The following is a 25,779-nucleotide window of genomic DNA, read 5'->3' on the forward strand; positions in this document are numbered from 1 at the left end:
CCCCTCGAACCGCTGCTTGCGAGCCGGCTTTGTGCTCTGCGAGTGACGCTTCACTGATCCATCTGTTTCACCTTGCATTGAAAGGCCAGCCATGTCCTGGGACTTCGAAACCGATCCTGAATTCCAAACGCAGCTCGACTGGGTCGAGCGCTTCGTCGACGAGGAGGTCGAGCCGCTCGAACACGTGCTGGGCAGCCCCTGGGACATCCACGACCCGCGCTTCGCCACGCTGGTGCGCCCGCTGCAGGCGCAGGTCAAGGCGCGCAAGCTCTGGGCCTGCCACCTCGCGCCGCACCAGGGCGGCCAGGGCTACGGGCAGATGAAGCTGGCGCTGCTCAACGAGATCCTGGGCCGCGCCCACTTCGCGCCCATCGTCTTCGGCTGCCAGGCGCCGGACACCGGCAACTCGGAGATCCTGTCGCACTACGGCAGCGAGGCGCAGAAGAAGAAGTACCTGGAGCCGCTCTTGGCCAACCAGATCGTCTCGTGCTTCGCGATGACCGAGCCGCAAGGCGGCGCCGACCCCAAGGTGTTCAAGACGCGCGCGGTGCAGGACGGCGGCGACTGGGTCATCACGGGCGAGAAGTGGTTCGCCTCCAACGCGCGCTACGCCGAGTTCTTCATCGTGATGGTGGTGACCGACCCCGACGCGCCGCCGTACCAGCAGATGTCGATGTTCATCGTGCCCAAGGACGCGCCGGGCCTGACCATCCAGCGCAACGTGGGCCTGGCCGACGAGCCCGTGCCCACGCACGGCTACCTGCAATTCGACGGCGTGCGCGTGCCGGCTTCCGACATGCTGGGCCAGCCCGGCGAGGCCTTCGCCGTGGCGCAGACGCGCCTGGGCGGCGGGCGCATCCACCACGCCATGCGCACCATCGGCCAGGCGAAGAAAGCCTTCGACCAGCTCTGCGAGCGCGCGCTGTCGCGCACGACCCAGGGCGAGCTGCTGGCAGACAAGCAGATGGTGCAGGAGAAGATCGCCGACTCCTGGTGCCAGCTGGAGCAGTTCCGCCTGCTGGTGCTGCGCACGGCCTGGCGCATCGACAAGTACAAGGACTACATGAAAGTGCGCAGGGACATCTCGGCGGTGAAGGCGCTGATGCCCAAGGTGCTGCACGACATCGCCGAGCGTGCGCTGCACATCCATGGCTCGCTGGGCGCTTCGCTCGAGATGCCCTACACCGACCAACTGGTGCTCTCGTACCACATGGGTCTGGCGGACGGCCCCACCGAGGTGCACAAGGTCACCGTGGCCAGGCAGGTGCTGCGCGAGTACCAGGCCTGCCCCGACCTGTTCCCGGCCTACCACCGGCCGCGTGCCAAGGCGGCTGCCGAGGCCAAGTACCGGCATCTGCTCGGCTGACGATGGTGCAAGCTGTGGTGCAGCCCTGGGCCGAACTGGTCGACCTCGGCCGGCTGGCCGCGTGGATGGACGACCAGGGTCTGGGCAGCGGCCCGATCACGCAGGCGCAGCCGCTCACGGGCGGCACGCAGAGCGTGCTGCTGCGCTTCACACGCAGTGGCCGCGACTACGTGCTGCGCCGCCCGCCGGCGCACCCACGTGCCGACGGCAACAAGACCATGCAGCGCGAGGCCCAGGTGCTGGCCGCGCTGGCCGGCAGCCGCGTGCCGCACCCCGCGCTGATCGCGGCCTGCGCCGATCCGCAGGTGCTGGGCGCGGCCTTCTACCTCATGGAGCCCGTGGCGGGCTTCAACGCGTCCGTGGCCCTGCCGCCGTTGCACGCCGCCGATGCCACGTTGCGCCACCGCATGGGCCTGTCCATGGTCGACGCGCTGATCGAGCTGGGCGAGGTCGACCATGTGGCGGCCGGCCTGGCGGGCCTGGGCAAGACCGAGGGCTTCCTCGAACGCCAGGTGCCGCGCTGGCGTGCCCAGCTGGAGAGCTACCACGACTACGCCGGCTGGCCTGGCCCGGCGGAGATCCCGGGCATCGCCGCGGTGGCCGACTGGCTGGAGCAGCATCGCCCCCGCAGCTTTCGCCCCGGCATCCTGCACGGTGACTTCCACCTGGCCAATGTGCTGTTCGCGCCCGACAGCGGCGAGGTGGCTGCCATCGTCGACTGGGAACTCGTCACCATCGGCGACCCGCTGCTCGACCTGGGCTGGCTGCTGGCCACCTGGCCCGAGCCCGGTGCTGAGCCCGAACCGCTGTTCCGCACCCAGCCTTGGCAGGGCTTCGCCACGGCCGGGGAGCTGGTGGCGCGCTACGCCGCACATGGCAGGCGCAGCGTGGAGCACATCCTCTGGTACGAGGTGCTGGCCTGCTACAAGCTCGGCCTGATCCTGGAGGGCACCTACGCGCGCGCCTGCGCCGGCAAGGCCAGCGTTGAGGCCGGGGCACTGTTGCATGCCCACACGCTGCTGCTGTTCAGGCGCGCATTGCGGCGGCTGGAGCGGCAAGGCTGAGCTTGGCGACAATCGCCCGGTTTTGACAGAAGCGGAGAGCGGCATGGCGGAAGGTGGCACGGCACAGCAGGCAACGGACGGCGGACCGGCGTTCGCGTTCGACAAGCTCAAGCGCGTGCCGTCCTACCGCATGCTGGCCGAGGCCGTCACGCAGCAGGTCCTGGACGGCCGGTTGCGCGCAGGCGACCCGTTGCCCACCGAGGCCCAGCTGTGCGAGACCTTCGGCGTCAACCGCTCCACCGTGCGCGAGGCCGTGCGTGTGCTGGAGGAAGCCAGCCTGCTGCGGCGCGAGACCAGCCGGCGCTTCGTCATCAGCCATCCGTCCAACGCCGACCTGGGTGTGCAGTTCGAGCGCATGGTGCAGCTGCAGGAGATCAGCTTCCAGGAGTTGTGGGAGACGGTGCGCGCGGTCGGCCCGGCCATGGCGCGGCTGGCCGCCGAGCGCGCGACCGGTGCACAACTGGATGCGCTCGAAGTTCACCTGGCGCTGTTGCAGCAGGCGGTCGAGACGCGTGCTTCGCTGGTCGAGCCCAACATCGTGTTCGACGACATGGTGGCGCGCATGAGCGGCAACCGCGCGCTGCTGCTGGCGCACGAGACCATGTGGCGGCAGATGTACCCGCGCTACCAGGCAGCCGTGTTCGACCATGTGCCCGCGGCCAGCAAACGCATGCTGGAATCGCGCCGCGCCCTGCTGGCCGCGCTGCGCCGGCGCGATGCGGACGAGGCCGAGCAGTGCACGATCCGGCACATCGTGGATTTCCGGCGCGGGTACGAACTCGCGCAGAAGCAGATCGCCGGGCCGGATGCTGCGGCTGTCGCGCGGCCCAAGGTGGCCCGCAAGAAGACCTGATTCAGCCCTCCTGCGCGAAGCGCGCCCGCACCGCCTTCTTGTCCAGCTTGCCGATCGTCGTGACGGGCAGCTGCTCGACGAAGCGGATCTGCTTGGGCACGCTGACGGCGCCCTTGTGCTCGCGCACCAGCGCCATGAGCTCCTCGGCCGTGGCCGACTGGCCCTGCTTGAGCACCACCATGGCCCGCACCTGCTCGCCCCACTTGGGGTCGGGCACGCCGACCACGGCCGCGGACGACACGGCCGGGTGCAGCGCCAGGACATCCTCCACCTCGCGCGGGTAGACGTTGAAGCCGCCGCTGATCACCATGTCCTTGGAGCGGTCGACGATGTAGAGGTAGCCGTCCGCATCCTGGCGTGCCAGGTCGCCGGTGTAGAGCCAGCCGTTGCGCAGCGCCTTGGCCGTTTCCTCGGGCTTGTGGAGGTAGCCCGCCATGACCAGTGGCGAGCGCAGGCAGATCTCGCCGACCTCGCCGGGCGGCACCTCGCGGCCCTGCTCGTCCAGCAGCCGCAGCTGGTTGCCGATGACCGGCAAGCCGCAGGAAGCGAGGCGCTCGGGATGCTGTTCCGGGTCGTGGTCGCGCTGGCGCAGCACCGTGATCATCATGGGCGCCTCGGACTGGCCGTAGAGCTGCATGAACACCGGGCCCAGCCGGCGCATGCCCTCGACGAGCCGGCTCGGCAGCATGGGCGCTGCGCCGTAGGCCACCATCTGCAGGCTGGAGAGGTCGGCCCCGGCCAGCCGCGGGTGGTCCAGCAGCACGTAGAGCATCGTCGGCACCAGGAAGGTGGTGGTGATGCGGTGGCGCTCGACCAGGTCGATGAACTTGTCGGCGCCGAAGCCGTGCGTGAGCACCACGGTGCCGCCGCGCAGCAGCGTGGGCAGGATGAAGGTGCCGGCCGCGTGCGTGATCGGCGTCAGCGCCAGGTAGCGCGTCTCCTGCGGCCAGTCCCAGTCGGCCAGCTGCATCAGCGTCATCGCCACCTGCACGCGGTGGGTGTGGACCACGCCCTTGGGTACGCCCGTGGTGCCGCCGGTGTAGACGAGGACGGCCACGTCGTCGGCGCTGGCGCGCGGCAGCAGCGGGGCGGGTGCGGCGTCGCGGCAGAGCGTGTCGATGTCGGTGCCGGCGTCGGTCGGCGCCAGCCACCAGACGCGCTGGATGCCGGTGCGCGCAGCCAGCCGCTCGCCGCGTTCGCGGAACAGGTCGGGGTCGATGAACAGCGTGCCCACGCCCGCGTCGGTCAGCAGGTAGGCTTGGTCGTTCTCCGAGGCGGTGGGGTTGATCCAGCCCACGCGCAGGCCCATCAGGTAGCCTGCGCACGAGACCAGGAAGGCCTCGGGCCGGTTGCCCGACAGCGAGGCGATGGTGTCGCCCTTCTTCAGGCCCTGGGCGTCGAGCGCGGCGATCAGCCGCGCCAGCTGCGCGCCGAACTCGCGGTAGCTGGTCCGGCGTTCGCCGTGGATGAAGGCGGTGCGGTCGCCGCCGCGCTGTAGGGCGGTGACGATGAGGTCGCCGAGCGAGCCGAGTTGGGTGAGTTCAGTGTGCATGGCGGTCGCGTGGGTTCTCGATGGTGGATGACGTCAGCGGCAACGGCCGGCACGGCACGGTGCTTCATCTCCCCATGACCTCGCCGAAGCGCACCCAGCGCGTGCCATCGAACTTGGCCAGCTGCATGGACTCGACCATGGCGAAGTCCGTGGCGCTGGTGTTGACCGTGATGCCGGGCAGCAGCAGCGGCGCCGTGGCGCCCTGCAGGCTGGCGGCCTGGCGCATGAGGTTCTCGCGCGTGAGGTTGTCGCCGGCCTGCCGGATGATCTGCGCCATGATGGCGGCCGACGACACGGCGATGCCGTTCATGAGGTCGTTCGGGTCGCCCTCGGGGTAGTACTTCTTCATGAAGTCCAGGTACCACTTCATGCCGGCGTCGTCGGCCCATTGCTGGTCGGCCTGGTCCTTGAGCCACAGCACGGTGACGAGGCCGGTGGACGCGTCGATGCCTGCGGGCTTGAGCACCGCGCCCACCGAGGAGGAGATCGACACCAGGTACTGCGCGGTCGGCTTCCAGCCCAGCTCGTGCACCTTGCGCACGGCCAGCGCTGCGGCCTTGGGCGAGGCCAGGTTCACGAACACGTTGGCCCCCGAGCTCTTGAGCGCCACCATCTGCGAATCCACGGTCGGATCGGTGGCTTCGTAGGTTGCATCGGCCACCACCACCTGCTTGAGCCGGTCGCCCAGCCCCTCTTTGAAGCCGTTGTAGTAGTCCTTGCCGAAGTCGTCGTTCTGGTAGAGCACGGCCACCTTGGCGTTGGGCACGGTTTTCAGGATGTGCTCGGCGTAGATGCGGCCCTCGGCGTGGTAGGTCGGCAGCCAGGCCATGGTCCACGGGAAGTTCTTCGGGTCGTTCCACTTGGTGCCGCCGCTGGAGGCCAGCAGGTGCGGCACCTTCTTGCCGTTCAGGTACTTGTGGATGGCGGTGTTGGTCGGCGTGCCGATGGTGCCGTAGACGGCCAGCACGCCGTCCTGCTCGACCAGGCGGCGCGTCGTCTCCAGCGTCTTGGGCGGGCTGTAGGCGTCGTCGAGCGAGACCAGGTTGATCTTGCGACCGTGGATGCCGCCCTGGTCGTTGACCCACTTGAAGTACGCCAGCTGCGCCTTGCCCAGCGTGGCGTAGGAGGACAGCGGGCCGCTGTAGGGGATGGACTGGCCGAGCTTGATCTCGGTGTCGCTCGCGCCCGGGCCGTAGGCCTTCTGGGCCAGGGCGGGCAGGGCGGGCAGGGTGGCCAGCAGCACCGCTGCCGCGGCCAGGATTTTCTTGAGCTCGCGCGTCATCGCCTTGTCTCCATGGATGGCGCCATAGCGCCGTTTTGACTGTTTGTCTGACAAACCGACTGTATAGTTTGAAGTGAGACAACGTCAACCCAAGGAGACCCGGCATGAAGGCATTGCGCTACCACGGCACCCGCGACATCCGCCACGAATCCATGGACGATCCAACGCTGCAGTCCGACCGCGACGCCATCGTGAAGATGCGCAGCTGCGCGATCTGCGGCAGCGACCTGCACATCTTCCATGGCCACGGCTTTTCCACCGAGACCGGCTTCTGCGTGGGCCACGAGGCGGTCGGCGAAGTGGTGGAGGTGGGCCGCGCCGTCACGCGGCTCAAGGCGGGCGACATGGTGATGATTCCGGCCTCGGTCGGCTGCGGTGCCTGCCGCTCCTGCCTGGCCGGCAACGTCAACTGCTGCGAGAGCGGCCAGGGCTCGTGCTACGGCATCTCGCCCGCGCTGCAGGGCCTGCAGGCCGAGGCGTTTCGCATCCCAGCGGCGGACGCCAACGCCGTGAAGATTCCCGACGGCCTTTCTGAAGAACAGGCGTTGATGCTGACCGACGGCATGGCCACGGCCTGGTTCGGTGTGCGCCAGGCCGATGTGCGGCCCGGCGCCAGCGTGGCCGTCATCGGGCTGGGGCCCATCGGCCTGATGGCCGTGGACAGCGCCTTCGTGATGGGCGCGCACCGCGTCTACGCGATCGACCCCGTGCCCGAGCGCCGCGCGCTGGCGGCGCAGGCGGGCGCCACCGCGCTGCACCCGGACGAGGCGCTGGAGACCATCCGCGAACAGACCCAGGGCCGCAAGCTCGACTGCGTGGTCGAGGTGGTGGGGCTGGACGCCACGCTGGACATGGCCTGGCGCCTGGTCGGCCGGCGCGGCACGGTGTCGGCCATCGGCGTGCACCAGACGCGCCGCTACGCGCTGCCGCTGGAGCGGCTGTTCGCCCATGGCGTGACCTTCCGCACCGGCACCTGCTCGGTGTCGGAGGAACTGCCGGCGCTGTTCCCGCTGGTGGCTTCGGGCCGGCTGCGGCCCGAACGCTTCATCAGCCACCGCATGCCGCTGTCGCAGGGCGCGCAGGCCTACGCGCTGTTCGATGCGCGCGAGGCCGGCGCGCTGAAGATGGTTCTCACGCCGGATTGAACACTCAATCTCCGATCGGCTCGCCCAGCAGCGTCCACTTCGTGCCATCGAAGCGCTGCATCTGCAGCTTCTTGTAGGGGTTGTAGTCGTTGGGCGAGAAGGTGAGCTTCACGCCGGGCGTGAGCATGGGGGCAGCGTAGTCCAGCGTGCTGAGCGTCTTGAGCAGGCCTTCGCGCGTGAGATCCTTGCCGGTCTCGCGCAGCGCATGCTCCAGCGTGTTGGCCGCGATGTAGGCGAACACATTGCTCATGTTGGCGAGGTCGCCCTTGGGGTAGTACTTCTTCATCCAGGCCAGCCAGTCCTGGAAGTCCTTGTCGTTCGCCCAGCGCGTGTCGGTCGGGTCCTTGATCGCGGTGGCGGTGATGATGCCCGTGGCCTTGTCCAATCCTGCGTTCGTGAAGGTCGGCGACACGTTGGCCGAGATGTAGCTCATGTAGATGGTGGGCTTCCAGTTCAGGTCGGCGATCTTGCGGATGGCCTGGCTGGATTGCTTGGACAGCGAGCCCAGCAGCAGCACGTCCACGCCGGCCGACTTGAGCGCCACGATCTGCGAGTCCACGGTCGGGTCGGTCACCTCGTAGCCCTGCTCGCTGATGACCATCTTCGCGGCCTTGTCACCCAGGCCGGCCTTGATGCCGCGCAGGTAGTCGCGACCGAAGTCGTCGTTCTGGTACAGCACGCCGACCTTGGCATTGGGTTGGTTGGCGAGGATGTGCTTGGCGTAGATGCGCGACTCGCCGTAGTAGGTCGGCAGGTAGGGCACCGTCCAGGGCAGGTCCTTGGGGTTCTGGAACAGGTGCGAGCCCGAGTTCACGAAGAACTGCGGCACCTTCTTGGCGTTGAGGTACTTCGTCACCGACGACGAGGCCGCCGTGCCCTGCGGCGCGAAGATCATGAACACGCCTTCCTGCTCCACGAGCTTGCGCGTCTGCTCGACCGTCTTGGCCGGCGTGAACGCGTCGTCCATGGGCAGCCAGGTGATCTTGCGGCCGTGGATGCCGCCGGCTTCGTTGAGCCGCGTGAAGTAGGCCTCGGTGGAGGCCGCGACCACGCCGTAGGCCGAGGCCGGGCCGCTCAGCGGCTGGGTCGAGCCGATCTTGATCTCGGTGGCGGTGACGCCGGGCGTCTGGGCCGCGGCCGGTACGGACCAGGCCAGCACGGAAAGGCCCAGGGCGAGGGCAGGAATGCGCAAACGCATGCTTCGTCTCCTTCATTGGATGGTCCTGCCATGGTCGGAAAGCCCATGGGCAGACGCATCGTCCGAAGCGACGAATCGCGTGGGTCAGGCGAACGTGATCCAGCCCGCGTGGTCGGGGTGGTCCAGGTGCGGCAGCGTGTTGTAGGTCAGCAGCACATGGCGGCTCTGGGTGTAGACGAACTCCGTCACCGCGCTGTTGCGGATGCGCATGTTGAGGTCGATGGTGGTCTCGGGGTCTGTGCCCAGCACCTGACCCACCGCGGTGGAGATCGGCCCGCCGCTGGAGACCAGCAGCACGTTGCCGGTGTGGCGCGTGCGCACGTGGTCGAGCACGGCCGCGATGCCGTCGCGGAATTCCACGTAGGTGGGCATGCCCTCGGGCTGCACGCGGCCGGCCATCCAGGCCGCCAGGCCCTGGCGCAGCAGGCGGAAGTGGTGCTTGTAGAGCTCGGGTGTGGTCGGCTTCTGCAGGGCCTCTGGGTGCACGGTGGCGATCACGGCCGCGCTGTCGTATTCGTTGAGGCCGGGCCAGGCCGCGGGCTCGGGCAGCGGCGGCGTGCCGGCGGCCTCCATGCCGGTCTTGATGCCGGCGAAGGTCTGCGCGTGGCGGCGCAGCGTGCCGGTCAGCGTGGCCTCGAACGTGATGCCCTTGAACGCGAGGTATTCGCCCAGGCGCACGGACTGGCGCTTGCCTTGCTCACTGAGCTGGTCGTAATCGTCGGCGCCGAACGAGGCCTGGCCGTGGCGCACGAGGTAGAGGGTTCCCATGGCGGGCGACTGTAAGGCCGTGGATGGCTTGCGCTGTCACTGCAGCGACGCGGGCCAAAGTTCGGGTGTTACCATGGTGTCACTTTTTGGAGGTGTGCCCCATGTCGACGACGTCGTTGAAACTGCCCGAGGATGTGAAGCAACTCGCTGCGGCAGCGGCGCAGCAGCATGGTGTGACGCCGCACGCCTTCATGGTCGAGGCCATCCGCGCTGCGGCCATTGCCGCCGAGCGTCGCGCGGCTTTTGTGGCGGATGCGCAGGCTGCACGGGCCGAGGCCCTGGAGTCGGGCAAGGCCTTCGATGCCGACGAGGTGCATGCCTACCTGCGTGCGCGTGCGCAAGGGCAGGCGGTGCCGCGGCCCAAGGCGCGGACGTGGCGCGGCTGAACTATGCGCGGCGTGCGCTGTCGGACCTGGAGCGTCTGACCGACTTCCTGCGTGCATCCGACCCGACGGCCGCGGAAGTGACGGCAGGCCTCATCGCCGAGGCTGTGCAGATCCTCAAGAACCATCCCTTGATCGGGCGCCCCGCGGAAGGAGGGTTTCGCGAACTGGTCATCTCGCGTGGCCGCTCGGGCTACCTGGCGCTGTACAGCTTCGAAGAGGCCGCAGACACCGTGCTGGTCCTGGCCATCCGGCACCAGCGCGAGGCTGGCTACCAGCCCTGACTCACTTGCGCTCGATCAACGCCACCCGCAGCGCCAGGAACGCCAGCACCGAGCCCATCACATAGCGCTGCGCACGCATCCAGCCCGCGCTGCGCGACAGCAGCCCCGTGATGCTGGCGGCGCCGAAGATGACCAGCGTGTTGACCGCTGCGCTGGCGGCGATCTGCACCGTGCCGAGCTGCAGCGCCTGCAGCAGCACGCTGCCGTGCTCGGGGTGCAGGAACTGCGGGAAGAAGGACAGCGTGAACAGCGCGACCTTGGGGTTCAGCAGGTTGGTCAAAAAGCCCATGCGCAGCAGCGTGCCGGTGGAATGCGCGGGCAGCTGGCGCGCCTGGAACGGGCCGCTGCCGCCAGGCTTGAGGGCCTGCCAGGCCAGCCACGCGAGGTAGGCCGCGCCGAGCGCCTTGATCGCGCCGAACGCGAACGGCACGGCCAGCAGCAGGGCCGTGAGGCCGAAGGCCGCTGCGAGCATGTGCACGAGGAAGGCCGCCAGCACGCCGGCCAGCGAGACCAGGCCCGCGCGGCGGCCCTGGCTCAGCGTGCGCGAGACGCAGTACAGCATGTTGGGGCCGGGCGTCAGCGCCATCGCCAGCGTGGCGAGGGCGAACCAGCCCAGGTCGTGCAGGGGAACCATGTGTCACTCCTTGGTGGAAAGGACTTTGGCGAACACCGCCGCGTCCACGTTGCCGCCGCTCAGCACTGCGCCCACGGCCAGGCCGCGCAGCGCCGCGCGCTCCTTGAGCGCAGCCGCAAAACCGGCCGCGCCCGCGCCTTCGGCCACGTTGTGCGTGTCGACGAACAGGGCGTGCATGGCGGCCGCCACTTCGGCGTCCGTGACCTGCACCACATGGTCCAGGCCCTCGGCGAGGATGGAAAGCGCCTGGGCGTCCGCCACCCGGCAGGCCATGCCGTCGGCCAGCCGCGTCGTGACGGGCGCCTCGACCACGCGGCCGGCGGCCAGCGAGTCGGCGTAGGTGGTGGCGTGCGCGCTGACCACGCCGACGATGCGCACGGCATGGCCCAGCGCACGCTTGGCAGCGATGGCCGCGCAGGCCCCCGAACCCTGGCCGATGGGCACGTAGGCCACGTCCAGCTGCGGCACCGCGCGCAAGAACTCCCACCAGTACGTGGCCACGCCCTGCACCAGCGCCGGGTGGAAGCTGGGCACCATGTGGGCACCGCGCTCCGCTGCCAGGCCGATGGCGAACTCGCGGCTTTCCTGGAAGTCGTGGCCATGTTCGATGAGCGTGACGCCCAGTGCGCGCATGGCGGCGTTCTTCTCGACCGAGTTGCCGTGCGGCACGACGATGGTGCAGGCCACGCCATGGGCGCGCGCGGCCCAGCCGATGCTCTGGCCGTGGTTGCCGCGCGTGGCGCTGATCACCTCGGCCGGCAGCGGGCCGGCCGCCGCGAGCGCAGCGAAGTAGCTCAGGCCACCGCGGATCTTGAACGCGCCCACCGGCGTGTGGTTCTCGTGCTTGAGCCAGCAGTCCGTGCCCAGGCGCTGGCTGGCCAGCGCCCAGCGGTGCTGGGGCGTGGCCGGGAATGCGCGGTGCACGAGCACGGCGGCGCGCTCGATCTCGGCCAGCGTGGGCAGGGCCGTCATAGCAGGACGGTGCCCTCGATGCAGACGGTCGAATGACCGCCGACCCAGACCTGCCCAGCGTCGTCGCGCGCGATGTACACGGTGCCGTCGCGGCCCAGGCAGGCGCCCTGCGTGGCCACGTAGGGCGCGGCGATGTGGCCATCGGCGATCAGCCATTGCGCCAGGCTGGCGTTCAGGCTGCCGGTGACGGGGTCTTCGGGGATGCCGTCGGCGGCGGCGAATGCGCGCACCACGAGCGAGGGCGCAGGCGCTGCAGCCGGCGTGGACGCGCCGAAGGCCCGCGCCTCGCGGTTGCCACGCGCGATCAGCGGCGTGGCCGCCGCCCCGTCGAGCGCGGCCACGCCCACCGTGTGCCCCAGGGCCTTGAGCAGCATGTGGTCGGGCTGCAGGCGCAGCACGGTGGCCGGCTCGTCCAGCAGCAGCGAGAACCACACGGGCCCGTTGTCCAGCACCTGGCTGCTGACGATCTGCGCGGGCTTCAGGCCCAGCGCCGAGGCCACCTGGGCCAGTTCGGTCGGGCGCGGTGCGCTGCGCTTGAGCGCCGGCGCGGCGAAGGCCAGGCGGTCGCCCTCGCGCCGGATGCGCACCAGGCCCGCGCCGCACTGCTGCACGATGGCCTCGCCGCCGCGCGGCTGGCCGCCCGAGGCCAGCCAGGCATGGCAGCTGCCCAGCGTGGGGTGGCCGGCGAACGGCAGCTCGCCACCCGGCGTGAAGATGCGCAGCCGGTAGTCGGCACCGGCCTCGGTGGGCGGCAGCACGAAGGTCGTCTCCGACAGGTTGGTCCACTGCGCGAAGCGCTGCATCTGCGCGTCGGTGAGGCCGGTGGCGTCGAGCACCACGGCCAGCGGGTTGCCGTAGTAGGCCTGGTCGGTGAAGACGTCGACCTGGCGGAAGGGGCGGGAGCGGGGTGTCATGACAGGGGGGCGTCGAGTACGCCGACGGCGCCGGGCCGTGCGCTCACGGCCTGGTACCAGCGGTCCAGGTGGGCGCGCTGCGGGCGCGCGGAGGCATCGAGGGGCAGGCCGTACCAGCGGTGGATCTCGCAGGCCACGGGGATGTCGGCCATCGTGAAGTCCGCGCCGGCCAGGTAGGGGCGGCGCGCGAGTTCGGCGTCCAGCAGGTCGAGCAGCGGCTCGGTCTCGGCGATGGAACGCGCGATGGCGGCGTCGTCGCGCTGCTCGGCTGGCGTGCGCACGAGCTGCACGAAGGCAGCGCGGCCGGCCGGGTTCAGCGTGGTCTGTTGCCAGTCCATCCACATCTCGGCCGTGAAGCGCGCGTTCAGCGGCTCGGGGTAGAGCGTGCCGGCCGCGTGGCGCGCGCACAGGTAGCGCACGATCACGTTGGATTCCCACAGCGTGACCTCGCCGTCTTCCAGCAGCGGCACCATGCCGTTGGGGTTCTTGCCGCGGTAGTCGGGCTCGGTCACCAGGCCGAAGTGGCCGCCAGCGTCGGTGCGCTGGGCCGACAGGCCCAGTTCCTGCACCGCGAAGACCACCTTGCGCACGTTGATGGAGCTCATGCGGCCCCAGATGTGGAGCGTCATAGCTGGACCGCGGCGGCGGGCTGGCCGCTGCGCTGGGCCTGCAGGGCCTCGCGGATGGTCTGTGCCAGCGCCGCGATGCCGATGTCGATCTGGCTGGCGCTGGCCGTCACGAAGGACAGGCGCATGGTGTCGCTCTCGGGCGTGTCGGCGTAGAACGCGGCGCCGGGCACGAAGGCCACGTTGCGCTCGACCGCGCGCGGCAGCAGCGCCACCGCGTCCAGCCCGGCCGGCAGCCGCACCCACAGGAACATGCCGCCCACGGGCCGGCTCCACTGCACGCCTTCGGGCATCTCGCGCTCCAGCGCGGCCAGCATGTGGTCGCGCTGGCTCTTGTACAGCGCGCGGATGGTCGGCACGTGGCGCGCCAGGAAGCCGTCCTGCATCACCTGCGCCACCATGCGCTGGTTGAAGCTGGGGCTGTGCAGGTCGGCCGCCTGCTTGGCCTGCAGCAGCTTGGGATAGACCGCAGGCGGCGCCACCAGGAAGCCCAGCCGCAGGCCCGGCGCCAGCACCTTGGAGAACGAGCCCAGGTACAGGCAGCCGTCCGGGTTGCGGGAAGTCAAGGGGGCCGGCGGCGGCTGGTCGAACCACAGGTCGCCGTAGGGGTTGTCCTCCAGCAGCGGCACGCCGGCGTTGGCGGCGGCGGCCACCACGGCGGCGCGGCGCGCCTCGCTCATGGTGCGGCCGGTCGGGTTCTGGAAGTTCGGCAGCAGGTAGGCGAAGCGGGCGCGCTCGGCACCCTGGCCGGCCTTGGCCGCCAGGTCGTCGGCAAGCACGCCTTCGTCGTCGCTGGCGACCGACACGGCGCGCGGCTCCATCGGCGTGAAGGCCTGCAGTGCGCCCAGGTAGGTCGGCGTTTCCACCAGCATGCGGCTGCCGCTGTCCAGCAGGATCTTGGCCACCAGGTCCAGGCCCTGCTGCGAGCCGGTGGTGATCAGCACCTGCGCCGGGTCGACCTTCCAGGGCAGGCCGGCGGCCACCATCTCGCGCAGCGGGCCGTAGCCTTCGCTGGCGGCGTACTGCAGCGCGGCGGGACCGTCCTCGGTCAGCACCTTCTCGCAGGCGGCGCGGAACTCGGCGACCGGGAAGGTCTTGGGCGAGGGCAGGCCCCCGGCGAAGCTGATGATGCCGGGCTTCTCGGTGACCTTGAGGATCTCGCGGATCACCGAGGGGTTCATCTTTTGGGCGCGGGCGGCCAGGGTCCAGGACATCATGTGCTCCTTGTGGCGGTCTTGGTTGTCGGTTCGGAAGAGGATGCGGGTCGGGCCAGATTCTTGCCCAGGACGACCGTGGCGACCACGGCGGCGGCGAATCCCAGCGTCACGGTGTCCAGTGTCTCGCCCAGCAGCGGCACCGCCGCCAGGATCGACAGGAAGGGCTGCAGCAGCTGCGTCTGGCTCACGCGCAGCGCGCCGCCCAGGGCCAGGCCGCGGTACCAGGCGAAGAACCCGATCCACATCGAGAACACGCCCACGTAGACGAAGCCGGCCCAGGCGCTGGGCGCCACCGGCGTGGTGGGCCACAGCCACAGCGTGGCCGGCAGCGTGAGCGGCAGAGCCAGCACGCAGACCCAGCAGATCACGCGCTCGGCGCCGAGTTCGGGCGTGACCTTGGCGCCGTACACGTAGCCCAGCGAGGCCGCGAGCACGGCGCCCACCAGCAGCAGGTCGGCCCACTCGAAGCCGAAGCCGCCGCCGTGCTGCGCCGCGCGCAGCACCGAGAACACCACCACCAGCACGCTGCCGGCCGCCGCGCAGAGCCAGAAGCCCAGCGGGGCGCGCTGGCGCATGACCGCTGCCGCCACGGCCGCCGTGGCCAGCGGCAGCAGCGCCGTGATGACGGCCGCGTGGCTGGCCGTGACCACGCGCAGCGCATAGGCTAGCAGCAGCGGGTAGCCGACCACGTTGCCGAGCACGGCCATGGCCAGCGGCACCAGGTGCCGGCGCGCCGGCAGCGGCGAGCGCGTGGCCAGCAGGAACAGCACCGACAGCACGCCGGCCAGCGCGGCCCGCCCCAGCGTGACGAACCAGGGCGACAGCTGCGGCGCCGCGGCCGTGCCCGTGGCCAATCGCGTCATGGGCAGCGTGATGGCGAACAGCGCCACGCCGAGCACGCCCAGCCAGAGCCCGAGGTTCTCGTCGCGCGTGCTCATGCCTGCAGCATCCAGGCGGCGGTGAGCACCAGCACGGCGGCCATCGCGCGGTTGAACCACAGCAGCCGCTGCCCCTGCGCCAGCCACTGCCGCAGCAGCGCACCCATCAGCGCGTAGGTCAGGTTGCTGAAGAAGGCGAAGCACAGCATCAGCGGCAGCACGACCGCCAGCCGTGGCAGCAGATCCTCGCGGCCGGCGATCCAGCCGGCGACGATGGCCAGCGCCAGCATCCAGGCCTTGATGTTGACGAACTGCAGCGCCATGCCCTGCACGAAGCCCACGTTCAGCTTGCGTGCATCGGCCTCGCCGAGCCGGGCGCTGCGCGCGAGCTTGAAGGCCAGCCACAGCAGGTAGGCCACGCCGAGCAGCTTGATCGCGAGCGCCAGGGCCGGCTGGGCGACCACCAGCGCGCCCAGGCCGGCGGTGCACAGCAGCAGCACCAGGCCCCAGCCCGCCGGCACGGCCCAGATGAAGGGCATGGCATGGCGCAGGCCGTGGTTGGCCGCCAGCGCCGACGACAGCGCGGTGTTGGGCCCGGGCGAGAAGCTCATGGCCGTGGCCAGCAGCAGCAGGGCACTCAGTTCGCTTGCATTCATAGGGATACAGACTCTATAGTCATGACCAACACACCACCAATACAGTTCGGCCATTCTGTAGCGCTACTGTATTGTTCGACAAGCCGATACATCTGCCGACAGGACGACCCCTCATGCTCATGCGCACCGCCTCGCAGTCGCTGACCGAACAGCTGGCCGCGTATTTCGCCGAACGCATCGGCGACCGGCTGCTGGCCGCCGGCACACGCCTGCCCTCGGTGCGCCAGTGTGCCGAGCAGCACGGCGTGAGCCCGGCCACGGTGGTGGCCGCCTACGACCGGCTGCTGGCCCAGGGCCTGGTGGAGGCGCAGCGCAACCGCGGCTTCTTCGTGCGCGAGCAGCGCGTGGCGCCGCCGGCCGCTGCGGCGACCAGCCCCTCGCTGGCCGCCGCGCCGGCCTGGCGCCGCCAGGTCGACGCCGCGGCGCTCATGCGCGGCATGTTCCAGAGCGGCAGCCAGTTGCCGCAGCCCGGCATCGGCGTGTTCCCGGTCGATTGGCTGGCCGGCGACATCGTGGCCGCGGGCGTGCGCCGGGTCACGGCGGGGCAGGGGCTCAAGGCCTTGTCGCTGCAGTACGGCGACCCGTCCGGCGATCCGGCGCTGCGGCGTGCGCTGTCGCACAAGCTGGCCGACCTCAGCGTGCCGGCCGCGCCCGAGCAGATCGTCACCACGGTGGGCGCCACGCATGCGCTGGACCTCGTGAGCCGCACGCTGCTGCGCGCCGGCGACCATGTGATGGTGGAGGAGCCCGGCTGGGCCATCGAGTTCGCGCGGCTGCAGGCGCTGGGCGCCGTGATCCTGCCCGTGCCGCGGCGCGCCGACGGGCCCGACATCGAGGTCATGGCGCGCTACTGCGAGGCCCATGCGCCCAAGCTGTTCGTCAGCGTGAGCGTGCTGCACAACCCCACGGGCTACTGTCTGACGCCCGGCAGCGCGCACCGCGTGCTGACCCTGGCCAATGCACACGACTTCCACATCGTCGAGGACGACACCTACAGCCACCTGGCGCCCGACCACGCCACGCGGCTCTGTGCGCTCGACGGGCTGCAGCGCACCATCTACGTGAGCGGCTTCGCCAAGATCCTGGCGCCGGGCTGGCGCGTGGGCTACCTGGCCGCGCCGACCGACCTTGTCGAGCGCCTGCGCGACACCAAGATGCTGACGACGCTGACCACCCCGGCGCTGCTGGAGCAGGCCATGGCCTGGTGCATCGAGCAGGGCCAGCTGCGCCGCCACGCGCAGCGCGTGCGCACGCGGCTGGACCAGGCGCGCGCGCGCAGCGTGAAGCTGGCGCGTGCGGCCGGCTGCAGCTTCGTCAGCGAGCCGGCCGGCCTGTTCGGCTGGGTCGACACGGGTGTGGACACCGAGGCGCTGGCCCTGCGCCTGCTGGACGAGGGCTACCTGCTCGCGCCTGGCGCGCTGTTCCACGCCGGCCGCAAGCCCGGCACGCTGATGCGCATCAACTTCGCGACCACGCAGGCCCAGGCCTTCTGGAAGGTGTTCGAGCGCGTGCGCGGGGCGATGTAGCGCCCGAATTCGAGCGCAAGCAACGGGGTGCGGGCGCTGGCCGGCTGCCCTAGAGTGGGCCCATGCAGACCTCGCTCCTGGACGATGCCGCCACCGACCTGGCCACCGCGCTCGACGCCGAAGGCCATGCCGTGTTGCCTGGCCTGCTGGCGCCTGCGCAGTGCGAAGCCCTGGCCGCGCTGTACCCACAGGACGCGCTGTACCGCAGCACCGTGGTCATGGCGCGCCACGGCTTCGGCCGCGGCGAGTACCGTTACTTCGCCTACCCGTTGCCGCCCCTGCTCGCACAGCTGCGCCAGGCGCTGTACCCGCAGCTGGTGCCCATCGCGAACCGCTGGAACCAGCGGCTCGGCCGGGCGCTGCGCTACCCCGCGACGCTGGACGCCTTCCTCGCGCGCTGCCACCGCGCCGGCCAGACGCGGCCCACGCCGCTGATCCTGCAGTACGGCGCTGGCGACTACAACTGCCTGCACCAGGACCTCTACGGCGAGCACGTGTTCCCGCTGCAGGTGGCGATCCTGCTGTCGCGGCCCGGGGTGGATTTCACGGGCGGCGAGTTCGTGATGACCGAGAGCCGGCCAGGTGTCCAGCACGCCCACGTGGTGCCGCTCGCCCAGGGCGATGCGGTGGTCTTCGCCGTGCACCAGCGGCCGGGCGTGGGCCCCACGGGCCGCATGCGCCGGCTGGAGATGCGCCATGGCGTGAGCCGGCTGCTCGGTGGGCGGCGCCACACGGTCGGCCTGATCTTCCACGACGCGGCCTGAGTTCCAGCGCAAGAACCGGAGTGCTTGCGCTGGAACTGCGCCGCACACTGCAGGCCACAGGAGAACACCATGCACACGACCATCCCGAACGCTTACGACAACGACGACGCGCGCTGGGCCGCCGTGCAGGCGCGCGACGCGCGCGCCGACGGCTGTTTCGTCTACGGCGTGAAGACCACGGGCGTGTTCTGCCGGCCCAGCGCTGCCGCCCGCCTGCCCCGGCGCGAGAACGTGGAGTTCTTCGCGAGCGCGCAGGCGGCCGAGGCCGCGGGCTACCGCCCGAGCCGCCGCCCAGCGGCCGACCGCAGCGCGCTGGCGCAACAGCGCGCCACGCTGATCGCCCAGGCCTGCCGGCGCATCGAGGCCGCAGAGCTGCCGCCCCCGCTGGACGTGCTGGCGGACGAGGCGGGCATGAGCGCCTTCCACTTCCACCGCGTGTTCAAGGCCGGGACCGGGCTCACGCCCAAGGCCTATGCCTCTGCCTTCCGTGCACGCCGGCTGCGCGAGGAGCTTGCTGCCAGCGAAGCCTCGGTCACGCAGGCCATCTACGGGGCCGGCTTCAACTCCAACAGCCGCTTCTATGCGGCCTCGCAGGAGTTGCTGGGCATGCATGCGCGCGACTACCGGGCCGGCGGTCCCAACATGCGCATCCGCTTCGCGGTGGGCCAGTGCGCGCTGGGTGCGATCCTGGTCGCGCAGAGCCAGCGCGGCGTCTGCGCCATCTTGCTCGGTGACGACGCGGAGCAGCTGGTGCGCGACCTGCAGGACCAGTTCCCCAAGGCGCAGCTGCTGGGCGGCGATGCCGGCTTCGAGCAGCTCGTGGCCCAGGTGGTGGGCTTCGTCGAGGCGCCGGCGCTGGGCCTGGACCTGCCGCTGGACGTGCAGGGCACGGCCTTCCAGCAGCGGGTCTGGCAGGCGCTGCGCGAGATCCCGCCCGGCGCCACCGTCAGCTATGCCGAGGTGGCCGCGCGCATCGGCCAGCCCAAGGCCGTGCGCGCCGTGGCCCAGGCCTGCGGCGCGAACCGGCTCGCGGTCGCGATCCCCTGCCACCGCGTGGTGCGGCACAGCGGCGAGCTGTCGGGCTACCGCTGGGGCGTGGAGCGCAAGCGTGCGCTGCTGCTGCGCGAGGCCGAGGGTGGTTGAGGCGCTGCGCGCGCGTGTCGCGGGGCTGGACTGGGCGGACATCGCGGCGCAGCTGGATGCCGAGGGCTGCGCCGTGCTGTCCGGCCTGCTGGATGCGGCGCAGGTCCGGGCCCTGGCCGCGCTGTGCGGGCAGCCCGGCCTCTGGCCTGGCTGGGTCGCGGCGCTGCAAGCTGCGCTCTACGCCCGGCTGGTGCCGGTCGCCAACGCGTGGGGTGCGCGCCTGGCGCGCCCCGTGCGCCATCCGGCCGCGCTGGTGCGCGGCGGCGACCCGCGCCCGCACTGCCTGCGGACCGGCGACGACCTGCCGCTGCAACACGGCAGCGAGGAGGCGCAGGCCTTCCCCTTGCAGCTGGACATCCTGCTCAGCACGCCCGGCGAGGACTTCACGGGCGGTGCCATGGTGCTGACCGAACAGCGCCCGCGCATGCAGTCGCGGCCCATCGTGCTGCCGCTGCGTTGCAGCGACATCGCGCTGTTCGCCGTGGCCGAGCGCCCCCATGCCGGCACGCGCGGCGACTACACCGTGCGGCTGCGACACGGCATCGCGCGCGTGCGCTCGGGCCAGCGGCTCGGGCTGGCGCTGCGTCTGGACAAAGCAGTCTGAGCGCCTCCTTTTTACCCGGGTGTAATTGACGATGTGTTTTTACCCGGGTAATATCCGGGCATGACTTCCGATCCCCATTCTTCCGACCCGGCCGAGCCTGCGGTCACGGCTTTCCTGGGCCACCGCCGCATCGGCCAGGGCACACGCGCCGCCGTCACGCGCGCGGCCCGGCGCGCCCTGGCCTCGCCGGCCGCGGCCAGCGCAGCGCTGCTGGCGTTCGACGATGCGAGCGGCGCGCCGGTCGAGCTGGACCTGCGCACCGCCGCTCCCGCGGCGTCCGTCGACGCGGCTGCGCCGCCACCGCCGCCCGGCCGCCCCCGGCTCGGCGTGGTCGCGCGCGAGGTGACCCTCTTGCCCCAGCACTGGGAGTGGCTCGCGCTGCAACCGGGCGGCGCGTCCGTCGCGCTGCGCAAGCTCGTGCACGAGGCGCGCCGCAGCCTGGCGGCGCAGGACGCCCAGCGCGCCGCGCAGGAGCGCTGCTACCAGTTCCTGCGTGCCATCGCCGGCAACCTGCCGGGCTACGAGGAGGCGCTGCGCGCGCTGTTCCGCGGCGACCAGGCCGGCTTCGACGCGGCGACGGCAGGCTGGCCGGCCGACGTGCTGGCCCATGGCCGCCGGCTCGCCGAAGGCGCGTTCGGCGCGGTGCAGGGCTGAACGCCGTGCCCGCACCGACGCCCGACGCGCGCCCGCTGTGGCGCACCTTCCTGGTCTTCCTCGGGCCCATGGTCCTGGGCAACGTGCTGCAGGGCCTGCAGGGCACGCTCAACGGCATCTTCGTGGGCCAGATGCTGGGCACCCATGCGCTGGCCGCGACGGCCGGCATGTTCCCGGTCGTGTTCTTCCTGGTGTCGCTGATCATCGGCGTGGGCGCGGGCGGGTCCATCCTGATCGGCCAGGCCTGGGGCGCGCGCGAGCCGCACAAGGTGCGCCACATCGCGGGCAACGCGCTGCTCGCGGGCCTGGCCGTCGGCCTGCTCGCGGCCGTGCTGGGCGGCGTGTTCGCCGAGCCCGTGCTGCGCGCGCTGCGCACGCCGCCCGAGGTGCTGGCCGACGCCGTGCTCTACGCGCGCACGCTGATGCTGGCCATGCCGGGGCTCTTGCTGTTCATCCTGTTCTCGCAGCTGCTGCGCGGCGTGGGCGACACCTTCTCGCCCATGGTGGCCATGCTGCTGTCGACGGTGCTGTCCTGCGTGCTGACGCCCGCGCTGATCCGCGGCTGGGGCGGCCTGCCGCAGCTGGGCCTGCTCAGCGCGGCCGTGGCCACGGTGGCCTCCTATGTCGCCGCGCTGGCCTGGCTGGCCTGGCACCTGCGGCGACGCCAGCACCCGCTGGCGCTCGGCATGCCGCTGCTGCGCGAGATGCGGCCGCATGGCGCCACCTTGCGGCTCATGCTGCGCATCGGCATGCCGGCCGGCGTGCAGATGATCGTGGTCTCGCTGGCCGAGATCGTGCTGCTCGCGCTGGTCAACGGCCATGGCCCCGACGCCGTGGCGGCCTACGGCGCCGTGAACCAGATCGTCAACTACGTGCAGTTCCCGGCCATGTCGATCGCGATCACCGCCTCCATCCTCTGCGCGCAGGCCATCGGTGCGGGCCGCGCCGGGCGCCTGGGCGCGATCACGCGCACGGCCATGGGGCTCAACCTCGTCATCACGGGCGCGCTGGTTCTGCTGGGTTATGCGCTGTCGGAACGCCTGCTGGGCCTGTTCATCACGCAGCCCGAGGTGATCGCGCTGGCGCAGTCGCTGCTGCACATCCTGCTGTGGAGCCTGCTGCTGTACGGCTGGGCCAGCGTGCTGGGCGGCGTCATGCGAGCCTCGGGCACGGTCATGGTGCCGATGCTGATCGGCGTGGCCTGCATCGCCTTCGTCGAACTGCCGGTGGCCTACGGGTTGTCCGGGCCGCTCGGCCTGCAAGGCGTCTGGATCAGCTACCCGGTCACCTTCGCGGCCATGCTGGCGCTGAACGCCGCCTACTTCCAGTGGGTCTGGCGCAAGCGGCGCGTCGAGCGGTTGGTCTGAAGCGCTGCGCGTTCAAGCCTTGGGCTTGTACGCGATCACATCGATCTCGACCTTGGCGTCGACCATCAGGCGCGCCTCGGTGGTCGAACGCGCCGGCTTGCCGTTCGGGAAGTACTCCAGGTAGATGCGGTTGAACGCGCCGAAGTCGCGCGCGTCGTGCAGCCAGCAGTTGCTCTTGCAGACATCGTCCAGCGTGGCGCCGGCCAGCGCCAGCGCGGCCTTCAGGTTCTCCATGACCTGGCGCGTCTGCGCCTCGATGCCGCCGACGACGATCTCGCCCTGCGCATTGCCGGGCACCTGTCCCGACACATAGATGAAGTCGCCAGCGCGCACGGCGGGCGAGAACGGACGCGGTTGGCGGTCGGATGCGGCGGGCGGGTTGCCCAGGTATTCGAGTGGCATGGATGGCGGCTCCTGTGAAAAGTGAAGAAAGTTTATTTCATAAACGGGCGCAAGATACCGGGAAAACCCTGGTGCAGAACTTGCATTCCTCGCGCAAAGTTCGTTTTTCTGAAATTTACTTTCACACTTCCGGTGCATCCGGACCCACAGGAGAGCCTCGATGAGCACGACCCCCACCCTTCGCCGCCGCCATCTGGTGCATGCCGCCGCGGCCCTGGCACTGCTGCTGCCCGCCGCCCAGCAGGCCCTGGCGCAGGCGCCGCGCGCGCACGCCACGCTGGCCATGGTGGCCGAGCCGCAGACGCTGGACCCGATGGCCAGCACGGCCGACCTGGTCGGCACCATCATGCAGCACGTCTACGAGACGCTCTACACCTTCGACGCCAAGTGGAACGTGGTGCCCATGCTGGCCGAGGGCATGCCGAAGATCTCTGCCGACGGCAAGGTCTACACCATCGCGCTGCGCAAGGACGTGCAGCTGCACAACGGCCGCGCATTGACGGCCGACGACGTGGTCGCCAGCCTGCAGCGCTGGGTCGAGCAGGCGCCGCGTGGCAAGGCCGTGGGCAAACAGCTGGCCCAGATCCAGGCCAAGGGCCAGCTCACGGTGGAGATCGCGCTGACTGCGCCCTACGCGCCGCTCCTGGCCCAGCTCGCGCTGCCCAGCGGCATGGCGGCCATCATGGCCAAGGAGTCCATCGCCACGCCGCTCAAGGAGTTCGTCGGCACCGGTCCCTACAAGTTCAAGGAGCGCCGGCCCGACCAGTACCTGCTGCTGGAACGCTTCGCCCAGTACGCCGCGCGCAAGGAACCCGCCAGCGGCTACGGCGGCAAGCGCGAGGCGCTGATCGGCGAACTGCGCTTCGTGCCGGTGCCCAACGCCAACACGCGCGTGGAAGGCGCGCTGGCCGGCCAGTACGACTTCGCCGACCTGCTGCCCACGGAAGCCCTGAGCCGCCTGGAGAAGGCCGCCGGCAAGACCGTGCCGGTGCTGACGCCGTCCTTCGGCTTCCCCTACCTGGTGCTCAACACCAAGGAAGGCGTGCTGGCCAAGCAGCCGCTGCGCCAGGCGCTGCAGGTGGCGCTGGGCGAGGGCGAGATGCTGGCGGCAGGATTCGGCGACACGCGCTTCTTCACGGTGGAAGGCAACCACTTCCCCAAGGGCTCGCCGTTCTATTCCGCGGCCGGCACCGACCAGTACAACCAGCGCAATGCGGCCAAGGCCAAGGAACTCGCGGCCAAGGCCGGCTACAAGGGCGAGCCCATCCGCGTGCTGACCAGCCGCCAGTACGACTTCCACTACAACATGGCGCTGCTGATGGCCGAGCAGCTCAAGCGCGCCGGCTTCAAGGCCGACCTCAACGTGGTCGACTGGGCCACGCTGGTGCAGCGCCGCAACGACGCCAAGCTCTGGGACATCTACGTCACCCACTCGGGCCAGTTCCCCGAGCCCATGCTGTCGCCGCCGCAACTGGGCGATGGCGCACCGGGCTGGTGGGAGACGCCGACCAAGCAGGCCGCGCTGGCCGCCTTCAACGCCGAGACCGACCCGGCCAAGCGCGGCGCGCTGTGGGGCAAGGTGCAGCAGCTGGTCTACGACGAGGTGCCTTACATCAACGTCGGCAAGTTCAGCGGCCTGTCTGCGCGCAGCCCGGCGCTCGAGAGCTACACCCCCGCGACCTGGCCGTTCTTCTGGAACGCCAGGATCAAGTAAGGCGCCAGGCCAAGAACCCTCAAGGAGCCGGTCATGCACCGTTTCATCCTCTCCAAGGCCGCCGGCATGCTGGCCGTGCTGGCCATCGTCGCCGTGCTGGTGTTCATCCTGACGCGCGCCGCCTCGGGCGACCCCGTGGCCGTGCTGCTGGGCGAGCAGGCCACGGCCGACGACATCGCGCGCGTGCAGCAGCAGTACGGGCTGGACAAGCCGCTGCCCGTGCAGTTCGGCTACTGGCTGCGCGAAGTGCTGCAGGGCAACCTGGGCGATTCCATCTTCCTGCAGCAGCCCGTCACCCAGGCCCTCGCGCAGCGCGCCGAACCCACGGCGCTGCTCACGCTGATGGCCGTGGGCCTGGCGGCGCTGATCGGCATTCCCTGCGGCATCGTCTCGGCCGTGTTCCGCGGCAAGGCCGTGGACCAGGCCTTCACGGGCATCGCGATGCTGGGCGCCAGCGTGCCGAGCTTCTGGCTCGGCATCGTGCTGATCCAGATCTTCGCGGTGAAGATGGGCTGGTTCCCGGTCTCGGGCTACGGCGACCCCGGCGCGCCGCTGGCCGAGCGCCTGCACGCGCTGGTGCTGCCGGCCACGGTGCTGGGCCTGCTCAACTCGGCGCTGATCACGCGCTTCACGCGCGCCTCCATGCTCGACGTGCTGGGCGAGGACTATGTGCGAACGGCCCGCGCCAAGGGTCTCTCGGAGGGCATCGTCGTGCTCAAGCACGCGCTGCGCAACGCGATGGTGCCCATCGTCACCGTGGTGGGCCTGACCACCGCACTCATGATCGGCGGCGCCGTCGTGACCGAGACCGTGTTCGGCCTGCCCGGCGTCGGCAACCTCGTGGTCAACGCCGTGCTGCGGCGCGACTACCCCGTGATCCAGGGCGCGCTCCTGGTCATCGCGGCGATCTACGTGTTCATCAACTTCGCGATCGACATGCTCTATGCCGTCGTCGATCCCCGGGTCAAGGTGTAAGCCATGAAAGCCGTCCTCACCCGTCTGTTCCGCCGCCGCATCGTGCTGCTGTCGGCCATCGTGCTGGTCGCCATCGTGGTGCTGGCCCTGGGCGCCTCGGTGTTCGCCAGCGCCGACCCCAACGACACGGCCGTGCTCGACCGCCTCAAGGCCCCCAGCGCCGAGCACCTGCTGGGCACCGACGAACTGGGCCGCGACCTGTATGCCCGCGTGGTGCATGGCGCGCGCTACTCGCTGTCCATCGCCGCCATGACGGCCGTGGGCTCCGTGGTGCTCGGCACCCTCGTGGGCCTGATCGCCGGCTTCTTCCGCCGGCTGGACACGCCCATCATGCGCGTGGTCGACGCCATGATGTCCTTCCCCGACATCCTGCTGGCCATCGCGCTGGTGGCCATCCTCGGTGCCTCGCTGACCAACGTGGTGCTGGCCCTGGTGCTGGTCTACACGCCGCGTGTGGCACGCGTGGTGCGGGCCTCCACGCTGGTGGTGCGCGAGCTGCTGTTCGTGGAAGCTGCCCGCGCCATCGGTGCGCGCACGCCGCACATCCTGTGGCACCACGTGCTGCCCAACCTGCTCTCGCCCATCCTCGTGCAGGGCTCGTTCATCTTCGCCTACGCCATCCTGGCCGAGGCCGGCTTGTCCTTCCTGGGCGTGGGCGTGCCACCCGAGATCCCGACCTGGGGCACCATGGTCGCGGGCAGCCAGCAGTACGCCGAGCGCGCGTTCTGGGTCGTGCTGTTCCCGGGCCTGGCCATCATCCTGACTGCACTGTCGTTGCAACTGCTGGGCGACGGCGTGCGCGACATGCTCGATCCCAAACTCAAGAAGGCGGCATGAC

27 protein-coding genes are annotated in these 25,779 nt (G+C 70.5%); 15 read left to right on the forward strand and 12 right to left on the reverse strand.

The genetic code is table 11. The features are described 5' to 3' along the window. Positions 1-91 precede the first annotated feature (91 nt). From ASF45_RS12420 to ASF45_RS12430, 3 genes are read left to right on the forward strand one after another with little or no spacing between them, the layout of a single operon-like run. Entirely contained in the window at positions 92-1,366 is a 1,275-nt protein-coding gene (locus tag ASF45_RS12420; protein ID WP_056662271.1) for an acyl-CoA dehydrogenase family protein, read from the forward strand. Positions 1,367-1,368: 2 nt separating this feature from the next. Continuing rightward, the gene (locus tag ASF45_RS12425) at positions 1,369-2,430 is read left to right on the forward strand and encodes a phosphotransferase family protein (protein ID WP_056662277.1); all 1,062 of its coding nucleotides are present in this window, start codon (positions 1,369-1,371) and stop codon (positions 2,428-2,430) included. 43 nt (positions 2,431-2,473) lie between these two features. Further along, positions 2,474-3,283 (forward strand): FadR/GntR family transcriptional regulator, encoded by an 810-nt coding sequence (locus ASF45_RS12430; RefSeq protein ID WP_056662279.1) that lies wholly within the window; start codon positions 2,474-2,476, stop codon positions 3,281-3,283. A gap of 1 nt (position 3,284) precedes the next feature. On the opposite strand, the gene ASF45_RS12435 is transcribed toward ASF45_RS12430, so the two are convergent. Next, positions 3,285-4,835: an AMP-binding protein gene (locus ASF45_RS12435; protein ID WP_056662282.1), complete on the reverse strand. Its 1,551-nt coding sequence runs from the start codon at positions 4,833-4,835 to the stop codon at positions 3,285-3,287. Between the two features lie 64 nt (positions 4,836-4,899). Beyond that, positions 4,900-6,117 carry an ABC transporter substrate-binding protein gene (locus ASF45_RS12440; RefSeq protein ID WP_056662285.1) on the reverse strand — a complete coding sequence of 406 codons (1,218 nt, stop codon included), beginning with the start codon at positions 6,115-6,117 and terminating at the stop codon, positions 4,900-4,902. 104 nt (positions 6,118-6,221) lie between these two features. On the opposite strand from ASF45_RS12440, the gene ASF45_RS12445 reads away from it, so the two are divergent. Continuing rightward, positions 6,222-7,262: an alcohol dehydrogenase family protein gene (locus tag ASF45_RS12445; protein WP_056662288.1), complete on the forward strand. Its 1,041-nt coding sequence runs from the start codon at positions 6,222-6,224 to the stop codon at positions 7,260-7,262. Positions 7,263-7,266: 4 nt separating this feature from the next. On the opposite strand, the gene ASF45_RS12450 is transcribed toward ASF45_RS12445, so the two are convergent. Then, positions 7,267-8,460, reverse strand: coding sequence for an ABC transporter substrate-binding protein (locus ASF45_RS12450; RefSeq protein ID WP_056662291.1), 1,194 nt, complete (start codon positions 8,458-8,460; stop codon positions 7,267-7,269). An 84-nt stretch (positions 8,461-8,544) separates the two neighbouring features. Then, on the reverse strand, positions 8,545-9,228 hold the full coding sequence (locus ASF45_RS12455) for a histidine phosphatase family protein (protein WP_056662294.1): 684 nt from the start codon (positions 9,226-9,228) through the stop codon (positions 8,545-8,547). A 101-nt stretch (positions 9,229-9,329) separates the two neighbouring features. Between ASF45_RS12455 and ASF45_RS36415 the strand changes: the two genes are divergently transcribed. Together ASF45_RS36415 and ASF45_RS36420 are read left to right on the forward strand one after the other, a co-directional pair. Beyond that, positions 9,330-9,614: a hypothetical protein gene (locus ASF45_RS36415; RefSeq protein WP_056662297.1), complete on the forward strand. Its 285-nt coding sequence runs from the start codon at positions 9,330-9,332 to the stop codon at positions 9,612-9,614. Then, a complete protein-coding gene (locus ASF45_RS36420) occupies positions 9,602-9,895 on the forward strand; it encodes a type II toxin-antitoxin system RelE/ParE family toxin (protein ID WP_056662300.1) in 294 nt (97 codons plus the stop codon). Before ASF45_RS36415 ends, ASF45_RS36420 begins: the two co-directional genes overlap by 13 nt. A gap of 1 nt (position 9,896) precedes the next feature. On the opposite strand, the gene ASF45_RS12470 is transcribed toward ASF45_RS36420, so the two are convergent. The 7 genes from ASF45_RS12470 to ASF45_RS12500 are packed head-to-tail and all read right to left on the reverse strand — an operon-like array spanning position 9,897 to position 15,792. Further along, entirely contained in the window at positions 9,897-10,529 is a 633-nt protein-coding gene (locus ASF45_RS12470) for a LysE family translocator (protein WP_056662303.1), read from the reverse strand. A 3-nt stretch (positions 10,530-10,532) separates the two neighbouring features. After that, positions 10,533-11,501, reverse strand: a complete 969-nt coding sequence (locus tag ASF45_RS12475; protein WP_056662305.1) for a threonine dehydratase — start codon at positions 11,499-11,501, stop codon at positions 10,533-10,535. After that, positions 11,498-12,415, reverse strand: a complete 918-nt coding sequence (locus ASF45_RS12480) for a PhzF family phenazine biosynthesis protein (protein ID WP_056662308.1) — start codon at positions 12,413-12,415, stop codon at positions 11,498-11,500. Before ASF45_RS12480 ends, ASF45_RS12475 begins: the two co-directional genes overlap by 4 nt. Next, positions 12,412-13,020 (reverse strand): glutathione binding-like protein, encoded by a 609-nt coding sequence (locus tag ASF45_RS12485; protein WP_235580892.1) that lies wholly within the window; start codon positions 13,018-13,020, stop codon positions 12,412-12,414. The genes ASF45_RS12480 and ASF45_RS12485 overlap by 4 nt, the downstream gene beginning before the upstream one ends. Before the next feature lie 20 nt (positions 13,021-13,040). After that, complete coding sequence (locus ASF45_RS12490) at positions 13,041-14,258, reverse strand: PLP-dependent aminotransferase family protein (RefSeq protein WP_056662314.1); 1,218 nt, start codon at positions 14,256-14,258, stop codon at positions 13,041-13,043. Continuing rightward, positions 14,255-15,196, reverse strand: a complete 942-nt coding sequence (locus ASF45_RS12495; protein ID WP_056662316.1) for a DMT family transporter — start codon at positions 15,194-15,196, stop codon at positions 14,255-14,257. Before ASF45_RS12495 ends, ASF45_RS12490 begins: the two co-directional genes overlap by 4 nt. Further along, positions 15,193-15,792, reverse strand: coding sequence for a LysE family translocator (locus ASF45_RS12500; RefSeq protein ID WP_056662319.1), 600 nt, complete (start codon positions 15,790-15,792; stop codon positions 15,193-15,195). The genes ASF45_RS12495 and ASF45_RS12500 overlap by 4 nt, the downstream gene beginning before the upstream one ends. A 113-nt stretch (positions 15,793-15,905) precedes the next feature. On the opposite strand from ASF45_RS12500, the gene ASF45_RS12505 reads away from it, so the two are divergent. The 6 genes from ASF45_RS12505 to ASF45_RS12530 all read left to right on the forward strand — a co-directional run bounded on the left by ASF45_RS12505 (position 15,906) and on the right by ASF45_RS12530 (position 21,850). Beyond that, positions 15,906-17,318 carry a PLP-dependent aminotransferase family protein gene (locus ASF45_RS12505; protein ID WP_056662324.1) on the forward strand — a complete coding sequence of 471 codons (1,413 nt, stop codon included), beginning with the start codon at positions 15,906-15,908 and terminating at the stop codon, positions 17,316-17,318. Between the two features lie 62 nt (positions 17,319-17,380). Further along, complete coding sequence (locus tag ASF45_RS12510; protein WP_056662327.1) at positions 17,381-18,082, forward strand: 2OG-Fe(II) oxygenase; 702 nt, start codon at positions 17,381-17,383, stop codon at positions 18,080-18,082. A gap of 69 nt (positions 18,083-18,151) precedes the next feature. Next, positions 18,152-19,225, forward strand: a complete 1,074-nt coding sequence (gene ada, locus ASF45_RS12515) for a bifunctional DNA-binding transcriptional regulator/O6-methylguanine-DNA methyltransferase Ada (protein ID WP_056662330.1) — start codon at positions 18,152-18,154, stop codon at positions 19,223-19,225. After that, entirely contained in the window at positions 19,218-19,829 is a 612-nt protein-coding gene (locus ASF45_RS12520; protein ID WP_056662332.1) for a 2OG-Fe(II) oxygenase, read from the forward strand. The genes ada and ASF45_RS12520 overlap by 8 nt, the downstream gene beginning before the upstream one ends. Positions 19,830-19,889: 60 nt before the next feature. Next, positions 19,890-20,483 carry a DUF2239 family protein gene (locus tag ASF45_RS12525; RefSeq protein WP_056662335.1) on the forward strand — a complete coding sequence of 198 codons (594 nt, stop codon included), beginning with the start codon at positions 19,890-19,892 and terminating at the stop codon, positions 20,481-20,483. A gap of 68 nt (positions 20,484-20,551) precedes the next feature. Next, positions 20,552-21,850: an MATE family efflux transporter gene (locus ASF45_RS12530; protein WP_056663259.1), complete on the forward strand. Its 1,299-nt coding sequence runs from the start codon at positions 20,552-20,554 to the stop codon at positions 21,848-21,850. A gap of 12 nt (positions 21,851-21,862) precedes the next feature. Here ASF45_RS12530 and ASF45_RS12535 read toward each other — a convergent pair whose 3' ends face one another. Further along, positions 21,863-22,252 (reverse strand): RidA family protein, encoded by a 390-nt coding sequence (locus tag ASF45_RS12535; RefSeq protein ID WP_056662337.1) that lies wholly within the window; start codon positions 22,250-22,252, stop codon positions 21,863-21,865. Between the two features lie 160 nt (positions 22,253-22,412). Here ASF45_RS12535 and ASF45_RS12540 point away from each other — a divergent pair, with 160 nt between their 5' ends. Genes ASF45_RS12540 through ASF45_RS12550 form a run of 3 tightly spaced genes read left to right on the forward strand, consistent with a single transcriptional unit; the run spans position 22,413 to position 25,778 of the window. Next, the gene (locus ASF45_RS12540; protein ID WP_056662340.1) at positions 22,413-23,966 is read left to right on the forward strand and encodes an ABC transporter substrate-binding protein; all 1,554 of its coding nucleotides are present in this window, start codon (positions 22,413-22,415) and stop codon (positions 23,964-23,966) included. A 33-nt stretch (positions 23,967-23,999) separates the two neighbouring features. After that, entirely contained in the window at positions 24,000-24,941 is a 942-nt protein-coding gene (locus tag ASF45_RS12545; protein ID WP_056662342.1) for an ABC transporter permease, read from the forward strand. Between the two features lie 3 nt (positions 24,942-24,944). Beyond that, complete coding sequence (locus ASF45_RS12550; RefSeq protein WP_056662345.1) at positions 24,945-25,778, forward strand: ABC transporter permease; 834 nt, start codon at positions 24,945-24,947, stop codon at positions 25,776-25,778. Position 25,779 lies beyond the last annotated feature (1 nt).

Source organism: Pseudorhodoferax sp. Leaf265 (assembly GCF_001422365.1).
Classification (GTDB): Bacteria; Pseudomonadota; Gammaproteobacteria; order Burkholderiales; family Burkholderiaceae_C; genus Pseudorhodoferax.

Excerpts from the sequence above, each read along its gene's own strand:
- ASF45_RS12530 (WP_056663259.1), top strand. The coding sequence starts at position 20,552 with ATGGTCCTGGGCAACGTGCTGCAGGGCCTGCAGGGCACGCTCAACGGC.
- ASF45_RS12500 (WP_056662319.1), bottom strand. The coding sequence starts at position 15,792 with ATGAATGCAAGCGAACTGAGTGCCCTGCTGCTGCTGGCCACGGCCATG.
- ASF45_RS12525 (WP_056662335.1), top strand. The coding sequence starts at position 19,890 with ATGACTTCCGATCCCCATTCTTCCGACCCGGCCGAGCCTGCGGTCACG.
- ada (WP_056662330.1), top strand. The coding sequence starts at position 18,152 with ATGCACACGACCATCCCGAACGCTTACGACAACGACGACGCGCGCTGG.
- ASF45_RS12485 (WP_235580892.1), bottom strand. The coding sequence starts at position 13,020 with ATGAGCTCCATCAACGTGCGCAAGGTGGTCTTCGCGGTGCAGGAACTG.
- ASF45_RS12470 (WP_056662303.1), bottom strand. The coding sequence starts at position 10,529 with ATGGTTCCCCTGCACGACCTGGGCTGGTTCGCCCTCGCCACGCTGGCG.
- ASF45_RS12455 (WP_056662294.1), bottom strand. The coding sequence starts at position 9,228 with ATGGGAACCCTCTACCTCGTGCGCCACGGCCAGGCCTCGTTCGGCGCC.
- ASF45_RS12490 (WP_056662314.1), bottom strand. The coding sequence starts at position 14,258 with ATGATGTCCTGGACCCTGGCCGCCCGCGCCCAAAAGATGAACCCCTCG.
- ASF45_RS12420 (WP_056662271.1), top strand. The coding sequence starts at position 92 with ATGTCCTGGGACTTCGAAACCGATCCTGAATTCCAAACGCAGCTCGAC.
- ASF45_RS12475 (WP_056662305.1), bottom strand. The coding sequence starts at position 11,501 with ATGACGGCCCTGCCCACGCTGGCCGAGATCGAGCGCGCCGCCGTGCTC.
- ASF45_RS12505 (WP_056662324.1), top strand. The coding sequence starts at position 15,906 with ATGCTCATGCGCACCGCCTCGCAGTCGCTGACCGAACAGCTGGCCGCG.
- ASF45_RS12545 (WP_056662342.1), top strand. The coding sequence starts at position 24,000 with ATGCACCGTTTCATCCTCTCCAAGGCCGCCGGCATGCTGGCCGTGCTG.
- ASF45_RS36415 (WP_056662297.1), top strand. The coding sequence starts at position 9,330 with ATGTCGACGACGTCGTTGAAACTGCCCGAGGATGTGAAGCAACTCGCT.
- ASF45_RS12450 (WP_056662291.1), bottom strand. The coding sequence starts at position 8,460 with ATGCGTTTGCGCATTCCTGCCCTCGCCCTGGGCCTTTCCGTGCTGGCC.
- ASF45_RS12480 (WP_056662308.1), bottom strand. The coding sequence starts at position 12,415 with ATGACACCCCGCTCCCGCCCCTTCCGCCAGGTCGACGTCTTCACCGAC.
- ASF45_RS12430 (WP_056662279.1), top strand. The coding sequence starts at position 2,474 with ATGGCGGAAGGTGGCACGGCACAGCAGGCAACGGACGGCGGACCGGCG.
- ASF45_RS12440 (WP_056662285.1), bottom strand. The coding sequence starts at position 6,117 with ATGACGCGCGAGCTCAAGAAAATCCTGGCCGCGGCAGCGGTGCTGCTG.
- ASF45_RS12550 (WP_056662345.1), top strand. The coding sequence starts at position 24,945 with ATGAAAGCCGTCCTCACCCGTCTGTTCCGCCGCCGCATCGTGCTGCTG.
- ASF45_RS12445 (WP_056662288.1), top strand. The coding sequence starts at position 6,222 with ATGAAGGCATTGCGCTACCACGGCACCCGCGACATCCGCCACGAATCC.
- ASF45_RS12495 (WP_056662316.1), bottom strand. The coding sequence starts at position 15,196 with ATGAGCACGCGCGACGAGAACCTCGGGCTCTGGCTGGGCGTGCTCGGC.
- ASF45_RS12425 (WP_056662277.1), top strand. The coding sequence starts at position 1,369 with ATGGTGCAAGCTGTGGTGCAGCCCTGGGCCGAACTGGTCGACCTCGGC.
- ASF45_RS12435 (WP_056662282.1), bottom strand. The coding sequence starts at position 4,835 with ATGCACACTGAACTCACCCAACTCGGCTCGCTCGGCGACCTCATCGTC.
- ASF45_RS12510 (WP_056662327.1), top strand. The coding sequence starts at position 17,381 with ATGCAGACCTCGCTCCTGGACGATGCCGCCACCGACCTGGCCACCGCG.
- ASF45_RS12535 (WP_056662337.1), bottom strand. The coding sequence starts at position 22,252 with ATGCCACTCGAATACCTGGGCAACCCGCCCGCCGCATCCGACCGCCAA.
- ASF45_RS12540 (WP_056662340.1), top strand. The coding sequence starts at position 22,413 with ATGAGCACGACCCCCACCCTTCGCCGCCGCCATCTGGTGCATGCCGCC.